This window comes from Oxalobacteraceae bacterium OTU3CAMAD1 (genome assembly GCA_024123915.1).
Lineage (GTDB): Bacteria > Pseudomonadota > Gammaproteobacteria > Burkholderiales > Burkholderiaceae_D > Rugamonas.
This window is the reverse complement of the sequence record CP099650.1, coordinates 755548-767906: the sequence shown is the minus strand read 5'-3', so window position 1 is coordinate 767906 and position 12359 is coordinate 755548. Positions and strand designations below refer to the sequence as shown.

Sequence of the window (12359 nt, the reverse complement as noted above, 5' to 3'; positions counted from 1 at the left end):
CATGGACCGTCGCGGATTCATCAAAAGCGGCATCGGCTCGATGGCCACCCTGGGCTTGGGCGAGACCATCCTGCTCACGCCCAACGCCGCCAGCGCCATGAACTACCGGCCGGTCGCCGACGGCGGCCAGCGCAAGGTCAAGAACGATTATCGCAGCGCCAAACGCATCACCAGCGTATGCCTGAACTGCTCGACGGTGTGCGGCATCGAAGCCTTCGTCCAGGACGACAAGGTAATCAAGATTCGCGGCAATCCACTCGACCCGAACATGGGCAGCTACATGACGTGCGCCAAGGGCCAGTCGGGACCGACGATCAACGATTATCCGGAGCGGCTGCTGTATCCGCTGAAACGGGTGGGCGCGCGCGGCGAGGGAAAATGGCAGCGCATTAGCTGGGAGCAGGCCTATGCCGAAGTGGCGGAGCGGATCAAGGCCAGCATCGCCAGCGGCCATCCGGAGCGGGTCGCGCTGCACCAGGGCCGCTCGCGCATCGACGCCGAAATCAACCGCTTCCTGAGCGCGATCGGCACGCCGGTGCAACTGAACCACCGGGCACTGTGTTCATCCAACAAGCGCGCCGCCAATTACGTCTCGCTCGGCGAGACCGACTGGGAATCGATTGACGCCGAACGCTGCAAATACTTCCTCAACTTCGGCGCCAATTTCTACGAGGCGCACCAGGGCGGCCTGCATCTGGTCAGCCGGGTGGTCAAGGCGCGCTTCGACCACGGCGCCAAACTGGTCACCTTCGACGTGCGTCTGTCCAACACGGCCGGCCGCAGCGACGAATGGCACCAGCCCTTCCCCGGCACCGAGGGCGCCGTCGCGTTGGCGATGGCGCACGTGATCATCCGCGAAAACGAAATCGACCACGACTTCGTCGCCAAATTCGTCCAGCCCGGGCTTGAGACGATGCGCGCCTGGCTGGCCACCTGCACGCCGGCGTGGGCGGCCAAGCTGTCGGGCATCGCCGCGCGCGACATCGAGCGCCTGGCGCTGGAGTTCGCGCGCCAGCGGCCGGCCGTCGCCGCCTTCACCAACCGGGGCACCGGCGCCCACTACAACGGATTCAACGCCGAACGCGCGGTGGTGATGCTCAACGCGCTGGTCGGATCGATCGCCAAGCCGGGCGGCTACTGCTATGGGCTCGATGAGAAGCTGTCTGCGGCGCGCTATCCGCAGCCGCAGCCGGTGCCGCCAGCGCCGAAGATCCGCACCGACCTGGAAGATCCGCCGGAATGGCCGCTGGCGAACCGCTGGCAGAAGATGAAGGTCGGCCAGATCGTCTACGACTACCTGCGCCAGGGCCGCGCGCGGCTGGACGTCTACCTGAGCTACACCCTGGGCTCGCCGATGACCTGGCCCGAAGGCCGCAGCACCACCGTCGAAGTGCTGCTGGACGAAAAGCTGATCCCCTTCCACGCCTGCTCGGACGTGGTCTATTCCGAGATGGCGCACTACGCGGACCTGATCCTGCCCGACGCCACCTACCTGGAACGCTGGGGCATGGACATCCGCAACAACCTGGAGCTGACCCACTACGTCGCGCTGCGCCAGCCGCTGACGCCACCGCCGGGCGAGGCGCGCAGCTTCGCCGACGTGCTGTTCGAGATCGGCCGCCGGCTCGGTCCCGAGCAGGCGAAGTACTTCCAGTTCGGCGGGCATGAGGACTTCGTGCGCGCGCAGTGCTCCAAGCTGCCGACGACAGGACCGGACGGCCGGCAATTCAAGGATGGCTTCGAGTATATGAAGCACTACGGCGTGTTTGTCGACCGTTCGCAGCCGAAGCCTTACCAGGTCTATCAAAAGCCGCTGAACGACAAGCAGCTGGAGGGCAGCCGAACCGATGCCGGCACCGGTGTGATCTACCGCCCCAACGACAAAGGCAAGGAGGTCGCCGTGGGCGTGCGGGTCGGCGGTACGGCGGTGCGGGGCTTCGCCACGCCGTCGCGCAAGTTCGAGGTGCATGCGCCCGAGATTACGCAGGTGGCCAAAACGCTGGGCATCGTCGACGACGGGCTGCCGACGTTCGCGCAGATTCCATCCCACCGCAACCTGCCGGCGGACCGCTTCATCCTGACCACGTTCAAGTGGAATGTGCACACGCAGGCGCGCACCGCCTCGCAGAAATACCTGACGGAGATCGTGCATGACAATCCGATGTGGATCAACGCGGGGGTGGCGAAAAAGATGGGCCTCAAGAGCGGCGACATGGTGGAGCTGACCACCTACCGGCCAAGTTCGGGACAGGCCGACAAAGCGGAGCAGCAGGCCTATCGTGGCACCGGCGAGAAGATCGGATCGGCACGGATGCGGGTGTTCGTCACGCGCGGCATGCACCCGCGCGTGGTGGCGGTGTCGAACTCCGTGGGCTGGATCAGCGGCGGTCGCGCCAGCGAGGGGCGCAGCGGACGCCGGGTGGAAGTGGCGGCGCGCGGCATCGCGCCCGACGCGGCAAAAGGCTTCGGCCCGGCGCCGGCGCTGGACGACTTGAATGCGGGTGTGTGGTGGGACGAAAAGAACGGTGGCAAGGGCAATGGCGTCAACATCAACGCGCTGCTGCCGATCAACCCGCAGCCGCTGGTGGGCATGCAGGCGTGGTTCGATACTGTTTGTTCGCTGCGTAAGGTATAGCTGAATGCCACGTGATCCACGTAGGGCGGATTAGGCGGAACGCCGTAATCCGCCACTCCACGCGCCGTCGAGACGCATGCATGGCGGATTACGCTTCGCTAATCCGCCCTACGTGTTTTAGACGTGTTTCCGACGTGTTTCCGATGACGCGTCAGGCGGCGTGCGTGTGGCTATCGACAGGCACCGGCGCGACCGGCTTGCCGAAAGCGGCCAACAACGCCGCCTCCTTCTGCTTGGCCGACTTCAGGTGGCGCTCCTTCACATGCCCGTAACCGCGAATATCCTCGGGGATGCTGGCAATGGCCACCGCTTGCGCCAGATTCTCCGCCGTCAGCTTCGGCAGCAACGACGCCACCACCTGACGATACTCGCCGATCAACGCGCGCTCCATCCTGCGCTCGGCCGTGTAGCCGAAGACGTCCAGCGCCGTGCCGCGCAAGCCTTTGAATTTGGCCAGCACGCCGAACGCCTTCATCATCCACGGACCGAATTCCTGCTTGATCAGCCGTCCCTGCGCGTCGTGCTTGGCCATCAGCGGCGGCGCCAGGTGGAACTTGAGCTTGATGTCGCCCTCGAACATGCCGGCGATCTTCTGCTGGAACGCGCCGTCGGTGTACAGGCGCGCGACTTCATACTCGTCCTTGTACGCCATCAGCTTGTAGTAATAGCGCGCCACGGCCTCGCTCAGACGTGTCGACTTGCCCAGCTTCGCTTCCTCGGCGCGCACCTGCTCGACAAACGCCTTGTACTGCCGCGCATAGTCGGCGTTCTGGTAAGCGGTCAGCAGCTCGACGCGGCGGTTGACGATGTCGTCCAGCGTCTGGATGCGTTTGAACTCGATCACCTTCGCCGGCGTGGTCAGTTTGGTGACGGAACCCAAATCATGCGCGGCGGTGCGGCCCCAGTGGAAGGCGGCCTTGTTGAAGTTGACCGAGATCGCGTTCAACTCGATCGCCTTGATGATGGACGCTTCGCTCAGCGGCACATGCCCCTTCTGGAACGCGTAGCCCAGCATGAACATGTTGGTGGCGATCGAGTCGCCCATCAACGCGGTGGCGATTTGCCCGGCGTCGACGAAGTCCACGTGGTCGTTGCCGCAGGCGCGCACGATCTCGCCGCGCGAGCCGGCGTCCGGGAACTGCCAGTCCGGATTCTTGACGAAAGCGGCGGTCGACGAACCGGTCGAGTTGATCATCGCGTGCGTACGGCCCTCTCCCATGCGCGACAGCGCGTCGCGGCTGGCGGTGACGATCAAGTCGCAGCCGATCACCAGATCGGCGCTGCCGGTGCCGACGCGGGTCGAGTGCAAATCGGCCTGGTTGTCGGCCAGGCGCACGTGCGACATCACCGGACCGCCCTTTTGCGCCAGTCCGCTCATGTCCAGCACGATGGCGCCCTTGCCTTCGACGTGCGCCGCCACGGCCAGGATCTGGCCGACGGTGACCACGCCGGTGCCGCCGATACCGGTGATCAGGATGCCGTATGGCGTATCCGTCGACGGCAATGCGGGCATAGGCAAGACGGCCGCCGGCGCGTCGCCGGTCGCGGCCTTCTTCGGCTTCTTCAACGCGCCGCCTTCAACCGTCACGAAACTCGGACAGAAGCCGGTGGTGCACGAGAAATCCTTGTTGCAGGACGACTGGTTGATCTGGCGCTTGCGCCCCAGTTCCGTCTCCAGCGGCTCCACCGACAGGCAGTTCGATTGCACGGAGCAGTCGCCGCAGCCTTCGCACACGGCTTCGTTGATGACGGCGCGCTTGGCCGGATCGGGATATTCGTTGCGCTTCCGGCGGCGGCGCTTCTCGGAGGCGCAGGTCTGATCGTAGATCATCGCCGACACCCCCGGCTTGTCGCGCAGTTCGCGCTGCACGTCCATCAATTCGCTGCGGTGGCGCACGGTGACGCCTTCCGCCCATTTGTAATCGGACGGGTATTTTTCCGGTTCGTCGGTGACGACGATGATCGGCGTCACGCCTTCGGCCGCGATCTGGCGCGAGATCATGCCCGGATCGAGCGGTCCGTCGAACTGCTGGCCGCCGGTCATGGCGACGGCGTCGTTGAACAGGATCTTGTAGGTGATGTTAACCTTGGCCGCCACCGCCGCGCGGATCGCCAGTATCCCGGAGTGGAAGTACGTGCCGTCGCCAAGGTTGGTGAAGACGTGCTTCTCGTTGGTGAACGGCGCCTGGCCGACCCACGTCACGCCCTCCGCGCCCATATGCGTGAAGGTCGACGTTTCGCGGTCCATCCACAGCACCATGTAGTGGCAGCCGATGCCGGCCAGCGCGCGCGAGCCTTCCGGCACCTTGGTCGACGAATTGTGCGGACAACCGGAGCAGAAGTACGGCGTGCGGTCGGTGTCCGGATTGGCCTTGGTCGGCAGCGTCTTCAACGCCAGCTCCTTCGCCTCGAGGAAGGCGACACGCTGCTTGACCCGTTCCGCGACAGGATGGCCGTCGCAGTAGTGGGCGATGCGCGAGGCGATGGCGCGCGCGATTTGCGCCGGGTTCAGTTCATAGGTGGCCGGTAGCAGCCAGTCGCCGTGGCCGGTCTTGCCCTTGTTGCTCCATTCGCCGGTGTCGTCGAACTTGCCCACCACGCGTGGACGCTGGCCGTCCGGCAGGTTGTACAGCTCTTCCTTGAGCGCGTATTCGAGGATCTGGCGCTTTTCTTCCACCACCAGGATCTCGTCGAGGCCCTTGGCGAATTCGTGCACGCCATCCGCCTCGAGCGGCCAGGTCATGCCGATCTTGTACAGGCGGATGCCGATGTCGGCGGCGGCCTGCTCGTCGATGCCCAGGTCGGCCAGCGCCTGGCGCGTGTCCAGGTAGGATTTGCCGGCGGTGATGATGCCGATCTTGGGCTTCGGGCTGTCCCAGATGATTTTGTTGAGCTTATTGGCGCGCGCATAGGCCAGCGCGGCGTACCACTTGTAGCTGTTCATCCGCACTTCCATATCGAGCACGGTGTCGGGCCAGCGGATATTGAGGCCGCCGGCCGGTAGTTCGAAGTCGGTTGGTAGTTCGATCTTGACGCGGTCCGGGTCGAAATCGACCACGGCGCCGGACTCGATGATGTCGGTCACGCACTTCATCGACACCCACAGGCCGGTGTAGCGGCTCATGGCCCAGGCGTGCAGGCCGTAGTCGATGTACTCCTGCACCGACGACGGATACAGCACCGGGATGCCGCAGGCGTTGAGGATGTGGTCCGACTGGTGGGCGGTGGACGAGGATTTGGCCGCGTGGTCGTCGCCGGCCAGTACCAGCACGCCGCCGTGCTTCGCCGAGCCGGCGTTGTTGGCGTGTTTGAAGACGTCGCCGCAGCGGTCGACGCCGGGGCCTTTGCCGTACCACATGGAGAAGACGCCGTCGTATTTGGCGTCCTTGAAAAGATTGGTCTGTTGCGTGCCCCACACCGCCGTGGCGGCCAGGTCTTCGTTCATCCCGGGATGGAATTTGACGTGGTGGGCGTCGAGGTACTTCTTGGCCTTCATCGCCGTCATGTCGACGCTGGTGACCGGCGAGCCGCGATAGCCGGTGATGTAGCCGGCGGTGTTGAGGCCCGCCTTGAGGTCGCGTTCGCGCTGCATCATCGGCAGGCGGATCAGCGCCTGGGTGCCGGTCATGAAGGCGCGGCCGCGCTCGAGCGTCCATTTGTCGTCAAGCGAAATTTCGTCCGAGTGGGTGCCCGGGTCCAGCAGCGTACCCTTGTGAGGTGCGTTCATTAATGTCTCCAATATTCTCTGAAATACTGAACGCGGCAGCGCCGGATAGGCCCTGCCGCGCGATTGCCGGTGCTCCGTTCTATGCGGTGCTACCGGCGGTTTTTGCTACATTTTGACTACTATATGCCTTAAGCCGGCGTTTTGCTTGGGTCGTTGCTTGTATCTTGTAAGACGCCGCGCTTGATCTGATCCAATTCGATCGATTCGAACAACGCCCGGAAGTTACCCTCGCCGAAGCCCTGGTCGCCCTTGCGCTGGATGATCTCGAAGAAGATCGGGCCGATCACGTTCTGCGTAAAGATCTGCAGCAGCAGTTCGCGCTCGTTCTCGTTACTGTGACCATCGATCAGGATGCGCAGGCGGCGCAGGTCTTCCAGGCGCTCGCCATGGCCCGGCAGGCGGCGGTTGACTAGCTCATAGTAAGTCTCGATGGTGTCCTGGAAGGCGATGCCGGTCGTCTTCATCTTCTCGATCGAGGTGTAGATGTCGTCGGTGCCCAGGGCGATGTGCTGGATGCCCTCGCCGTGGTACTCGTCCAGATACTCGGCGATCTGCGATTTGTCGTCCGACGATTCGTTGATCGGGATGCGCACTTTGCCGCACGGGGAGGTCATGGCTTTCGACTTCAGGCCGGTCAGCTTGCCCTCGATGTCGAAGTAGCGCACCTCGCGGAAGTTGAACATCTTCTCATAGAAGTCCGCCCACTCTTTCATGCGGCCGCGATGGACGTTGTTGGTCAGGTGGTCGATATAGGTCAGGCCATTGCCGACCGGGTTGGCGTCCGCGCCGGGGATGGCGACGAAGTCGACGTCGTAGATGCTGATGTCGCCGATGGAACCCTGCTCACCATTGTTTTTGCCGCGCCAGCGGTCGACCAGATAGATCAGCGAATCGCCCACGCCCTTGATGGCGGGGATGTTCAGCTCCATCGGGCCGGTCTTGTTGTCGAAGCCCCAGGCGCCCAGGTCCAGCGCGCGCTTGTAGGCGGCCGCCGCGTCCTGCACGCGGATGGCGATCGCGCATACCGACGGGCCGTGATGGCGAGCGAAGCGCTGGGCGAACGAATCCTGCTCGGCGTTGATGATGAAGTTGATGCCGCCCTGGCGGTAGAGCGTCACATCCTTGTGACGATGGCGGGCGATGGCGGTGAAGCCCATACGCTCGAACAGCGCGCCGAGCGCTTTCGGATCGGGGGCGGCGTATTCGACAAACTCGAACCCGTCGGTTCCCATCGGGTTGTCCCAAGGCTGGAATTGCATGCGTGTCTCCTCGTTAGAATAGCGCCAGTATAGTCCCGCCCCCCGGGCATTAAATTGCAAACAATTCACGCCCACGGCCATTTTGAGCAATAATATTGCCTCAACACTGAATTATCGAGGGATTTATGACCAAAATTGCGCTGGATAAAACCGACCGTAAGATTCTGTCCATCTTGCAGGCCGACGGCCGGCTGTCGAACCAGGACGTGGCGGAGCTGGTCGCGCTGTCGCCGTCGCCGTGCCTGCGCCGCATCAAGCGGCTGGAGGAAGCAGGCGTGATCCGCCAGTACGTGGCGCTGCTGGACCCGGACAAGATCGGCCTGGGGTTGCTGGCATATGTGAATGTACGGCTGGAGAAGCACAGCGACGCGGCCGCGCACAGCAACGCGCGGGCGCTGGGCGCGCAGAACGCGCCGGCTTCGCCGCGCGCCGATTTCGCGGTCTCGGTCGAGCAGTGGCCGGAGGTGGTGGCCTGCTATGCGATGACGGGGGAGATGGATTACCTGCTGCGCGTGCACGTCGAGGACATGGACCACTTCTCGCGCTTCATGATGGCGACCTTGCTGCGCCACCCGGCGGTGCTGGACGTGAAATCGAGCTTCGCCCTGCAGCGCATCAAGGACACGACCGCCCTGCCGCTCGTTTGAACGGAGCGTGGGCGCTATATCGACAGACCACTAAAACACGTAGGGCGGATTAGCGCAGCGTAATCGGCCATGCTCCGCCGGCGGCTCGTGGCCGATTACGCGCTGCGCGCTAATCCGCCCTACGTGGACCCGATGAACTTCACGAAGTGAAGTGACGGTTAAGGTGCTGCAGGAACGGCTCGGCCGCGAGGAAGCCGATAATGCGGCTGTTCGGAATCTCCTTGCCGCCGTTGAAGAAGATCAGCCCCGGTGGACCGAACAGGCCGAAACGCTTCATCAGCGCCTTGTCGTCGGCGTTGTTGGCGGTGACGTCCACCTGCAGCAGCATCACTTCCTTCATCTTGCCGTTGACGGCCGGCTTGGAGAACGTGAACCGCTCCATCTCCTTGCATGCCACGCACCAGTCGGCGTAGAAGTCCAACATCACCGGCCTGGTGCTGGTGGCCAGGATCTGATCCAGTTCGGCCACCGTCTTGATGCGCGTGAAGTGCGCCTCGCCGCCGGCGGCGCCACCACCGGCGCCACCCTCGGCGCGGGCGATGGTCAAGTGGCCCAACGGCTGCAGCACGTCGCGGCCGGCGCTGGCGGCGCCGGTCAATTCGAACAAGCCGACCAGCAGGAAGGCCAGGCCCAAGGTCTTGCCGACATAGGCGCCCAACCCCGCGCCCTTCGGGATGCCGTCGAACACGTGCAGGAACATGGCGCACAACAGCGCGAACACGCCCCACATGATCATCATCACGGTCACCGAGAACACCGGCGTGACCATCCAGATGGCGACCGCGATCAGCAGCAGGCCAAAGACCTTCTTGACGCCGTTCATCCAGGCGCCGGCGCGCGGCAGCAGGCTGCCGGCCGACAGGCCTGTCAACAGCAGCGGCACGCTCATGCCGACCGCCATCGAGAACAGCGCCCAGCCGCCGGTCCAAACGTTGCGCGTCTGGCTGATGTAGAGCAGCGCGCCGGCCAACGGACCGGCCACGCACGGACCGACGATCAGCGCCGACAGAGCACCCATGATGAATACGCCGGCGAATTTGCCGCCACCCATATTGCCGCTGGTGGAGCTCAGGCGGCTTTGCAGGCTGCTTGGCAGCTGCAGCTGGTAGACGTCGAACATCGACAGCGACAGCGTGAACAGCAAGGCGCCGAACGTCAGCAGCACCCACGGTTTTTGCAGCGCGGCGGCCAGGCCTTCGCCTGCCAGGCCGGCGCCGACGCCGAGCGAGGTGTAGACCAGTGCCATGCCCAGGCTGTACGCCAGCGCCAGCATGAAGCCACGGCCACGCGAGACATTGCCTTCACCGACGATGATCGACGACAGGATCGGGACCATCGGCAGCACGCACGGCGTGAACGACAGTAGCAGGCCGAAGACCAGGAAGGCCAGGCCGATGCGCCAGGCGCTGCCGCTTTGCAGCGTGCGCTGGGCCAGCGAGCTATCGTCTTCCGGCGCGGCGGCCGGGGCGGATGCCGCGCCGCCGGCGGCAGCGGCGGCGACTGGCGCGGCGGCGCTGGTCGCTGCCAAGTCGGCCGGGTCGATCGGCGTCAGCTTGCCGGGCTTCCTCGGGTCGACGCGATAGCTTTGCTCCGCCGGCGAGTAACACAGGCCGGCGTCCGCGCAGCCCTGGTAACCGACCAGCAACGTGTACGGCTCCCTGACCGCGACGGGGAGATCGACCACCAGCGTGTCCTGGTAGGTTTCCATCTCCTTGTTGAAATTGGTGTCGAACTTGCGTATGCCGTTCGGCAGCACCGGCGCCGTCACCTGCGCGCCGTCGGCGGCGTTGAAGCTCAGACGATCGCGGTACAAGTGGTAGTCCTTGGCGATCTTCCACGTCAGCCGCACGGTCTTGGCGTCAAGCGCCTCGGCGCTCAGCTTGAAGGCCTGGTCCGGTTCGAGAAAATCGCCCGCCCGCACCTGGCTGCCCGCAAACAGCGCGATGAGCGCCACCAGCATCGTCGCCAGGATCTGCAAACGCACCATCCATTTTTGTCGTTTCATGAGATATCCCTATACAACATCTGCCCCTGATCATCGATGGTCAAATAACCCATGTCGGAGGCGTTCAGAAAATTGAGTCCGCCCTGCTGTTTCAGCATGGCGATCGTCGAACAACTACCTGCAGCTATCGCCATCGGCGCCATCACGCTCACCGAACGCCAATGCCGCACCGGCATGCCCGTGCGCGGATCGAGGATGTGGCAGTAACGCACCCCGTCCAGTTCAAAATAACGCTCGTAGTCGCCGCTGGTGGCCAGCGCGCCCTGGCTGATCGGAATACTGGCCACCACCGCGTCGGGATCGCGCGGGTCCTGTATGCCGATGCTCCACGGGCGCCCGTCAAGCCGGGGACCGATGAAGCGCATGTCGCCGCCCAGGTTCACATAACCGTGCCGCACGCCGGCTTCGACCAGCAAGGCCGCCGCGCGGTCGGCCGCGTACTCCTTGCCGAAGCCGCCGAAGTCGATCTCCATGCCGGCTTCGCGGAGATGAACTTCCTCGCCCTCGCAGGCCACCTTTTGCCAGCCGACCAGCGCCAGCAAAGGCTCCAGCACCTCCGCCTTCGGCACGCTCGGCCGGCGGAAATCCCACGCCTTGCGCAGCACGCCGGAGGTGATGTCGAACAGTCCCTCGCTGGCGCCGTACAGCGCGGCGGCGTAGGACATCAGCGCCATGGTCTCCTTGTCGCAGACCACCGCCCCCCTGCCCGCGCCCGCGTTAATCCGCGAGACGATGCTGTCGGGCCGGTAGCGCGAATACTTCTCTTCGATCCTCCGTACCTCCGCCACGGCCTGCCGCGACAGCAGTTCGGCCGTGTGGGCGTCGGGCGCGGCCAGCCGGATTTCGCAGCGGCTGGCCATCGCGTCGAACGCGGTGCGGTGGATCGCGTCTACCATTGCCGGTTGACCGCGATCTGGAAGGTCTGCGCCCGCAGCGTATCGAGCCCCGGGCTGCCGGAGTGGAAGGCGCGCCAGCTGCCGCGCTGCTGGTAGGCCGAAGCCTTGACGTCCACCGACCACAGCTTGTCGATCTGCTTGCTGACCTTGAGCCCCACGGTCACCGCGCCGAATCCCGACAGCCGCTGGTCGGCCGACGACAAGCCCGGATTGGCGGGGTTGAAGCCGGGCGGGAACGGCGTGCCGAACACCGGATCGTAGACCGGGTCGTAGTAGAAGTCCGCCGCGCTCTGCGTGTACAGGCGCACTTCCGGCGTCACGGTCCAGCCCTGCGACAGCGGCTGCACGTATTCCTGCGACAGCGTATGTCCGCGCACGCCGAAGCTGTCGCGGTAGTAGCGGTAGGAGGTGCGGCTGATGCCGCCGGTCGATTCGACATGGTGGTTCCAGCGCAGCAGCACGGTGTTCTCGTTGCGGCTGCGCGGACGGTTGTCGAAGGCCTTGTACGGATCGGAGAAGAAGCCACGCCCGCGGTCGTGCGCCAGGGTCAGTTGCACCACGTCGTTCTTGGTCAGCACCTGGGTCACGCCGACCAGCAGGTTGGTGGTGTTCTTTTTCTCGCCGACGACGGCGCCGCCGGTGGAGTTGATCTCGTCGTTGGCGCGGCCGAAGCCCGCCGACCACGTGGTGTTGCGGTCTTCGCTCTCGAAAGTGCCCTGCAGCGACAGCGCGCGCGACACGTAGTCATGCTCGGTCGAATAGCTGGCGCCGACCGACACGCTGCCGCGATCGAGGTAGCGCTTGAGCGAGACGTCGCCGGCCTTGCGGTCGTCGCTCATGCGCGAGGCGCCGGAGACGGCCGTGTGGTAGCGCGGCGAGGCGCCCGACACGTCGTCGGTCACCGCCGAGGCGCTGATGCTCCAGACGCCGGCCACCGGCGCCATGATGGACACCGACGGTGCGTGCACGCGGATGCGGTCCATGTTCGACTGGCTATCGCGGTAGTCCAGATAGCCGATGCTGATCACGCCATTGGTCGGCGGCGCCTCGGCGTGGGCCTGTACGCCCGGCAGCATCAGCGCCGCCGCCAGGATCGAGCCGGCCAAGGACGTTGCCGAGGCTGGCGCCGGGGATGGTGAAGCCGACGGCTGGCCGTCGTCATGCATGGTGGTTTGTTTGCTCGTCATAAG

The 12359-nt window shown here is 64.8% G+C and carries 7 protein-coding genes; 2 read left to right on the top strand and 5 right to left on the bottom strand.

Annotated elements, in window-relative coordinates; genetic code table 11:
• Nucleotide 1: 1 nt before the first annotated feature.
• Nucleotides 2-2635, top strand: coding sequence for a molybdopterin-dependent oxidoreductase (locus tag NHH88_03340; protein ID USX14843.1), 2634 nt, complete (start codon nucleotides 2-4; stop codon nucleotides 2633-2635).
• A gap of 151 nt (nucleotides 2636-2786) precedes the next feature.
• Here the strand turns inward: NHH88_03340 and NHH88_03335 are convergent, their stop codons facing one another.
• Both NHH88_03335 and hppD read right to left on the bottom strand, forming a co-directional pair.
• Nucleotides 2787-6362, bottom strand: coding sequence for an indolepyruvate ferredoxin oxidoreductase family protein (locus tag NHH88_03335; protein ID USX14842.1), 3576 nt, complete (start codon nucleotides 6360-6362; stop codon nucleotides 2787-2789).
• Nucleotides 6363-6490: 128 nt separating this feature from the next.
• Nucleotides 6491-7621 carry a 4-hydroxyphenylpyruvate dioxygenase gene (gene hppD / locus NHH88_03330; protein ID USX14841.1) on the bottom strand — a complete coding sequence of 377 codons (1131 nt, stop codon included), beginning with the start codon at nucleotides 7619-7621 and terminating at the stop codon, nucleotides 6491-6493.
• A gap of 125 nt (nucleotides 7622-7746) precedes the next feature.
• On the opposite strand from hppD, the gene NHH88_03325 reads away from it, so the two are divergent.
• On the top strand, nucleotides 7747-8268 hold the full coding sequence (locus tag NHH88_03325) for an Lrp/AsnC family transcriptional regulator (GenBank protein ID USX14840.1): 522 nt from the start codon (nucleotides 7747-7749) through the stop codon (nucleotides 8266-8268).
• Between the two features lie 139 nt (nucleotides 8269-8407).
• On the opposite strand, the gene dsbD is transcribed toward NHH88_03325, so the two are convergent.
• Genes dsbD through NHH88_03310 form a run of 3 tightly spaced genes read right to left on the bottom strand, consistent with a single transcriptional unit; the run spans nucleotide 8408 to nucleotide 12356 of the window.
• Nucleotides 8408-10273 carry a protein-disulfide reductase DsbD gene (dsbD, locus tag NHH88_03320; GenBank protein USX14839.1) on the bottom strand — a complete coding sequence of 622 codons (1866 nt, stop codon included), beginning with the start codon at nucleotides 10271-10273 and terminating at the stop codon, nucleotides 8408-8410.
• Nucleotides 10270-11169 (bottom strand): FAD:protein FMN transferase, encoded by a 900-nt coding sequence (locus NHH88_03315; protein USX14838.1) that lies wholly within the window; start codon nucleotides 11167-11169, stop codon nucleotides 10270-10272. Before NHH88_03315 ends, dsbD begins: the two co-directional genes overlap by 4 nt.
• Nucleotides 11163-12356 (bottom strand): DUF3570 domain-containing protein, encoded by a 1194-nt coding sequence (locus tag NHH88_03310; GenBank protein USX14837.1) that lies wholly within the window; start codon nucleotides 12354-12356, stop codon nucleotides 11163-11165. The genes NHH88_03315 and NHH88_03310 overlap by 7 nt, the downstream gene beginning before the upstream one ends.
• Between the last annotated feature and the right edge of the window lie 3 nt (nucleotides 12357-12359).

Coding starts and splice junctions, on each gene's coding strand:
- NHH88_03340 (USX14843.1), top strand. CDS start 2: ATGGACCGTCGCGGATTCATCAAAAGCGGCATCGGCTCGATGGCCACC.
- NHH88_03335 (USX14842.1), bottom strand. CDS start 6,362: ATGAACGCACCTCACAAGGGTACGCTGCTGGACCCGGGCACCCACTCG.
- hppD (USX14841.1), bottom strand. CDS start 7,621: ATGCAATTCCAGCCTTGGGACAACCCGATGGGAACCGACGGGTTCGAG.
- NHH88_03325 (USX14840.1), top strand. CDS start 7,747: ATGACCAAAATTGCGCTGGATAAAACCGACCGTAAGATTCTGTCCATC.
- dsbD (USX14839.1), bottom strand. CDS start 10,273: ATGAAACGACAAAAATGGATGGTGCGTTTGCAGATCCTGGCGACGATG.
- NHH88_03315 (USX14838.1), bottom strand. CDS start 11,169: ATGGTAGACGCGATCCACCGCACCGCGTTCGACGCGATGGCCAGCCGC.
- NHH88_03310 (USX14837.1), bottom strand. CDS start 12,356: ATGACGAGCAAACAAACCACCATGCATGACGACGGCCAGCCGTCGGCT.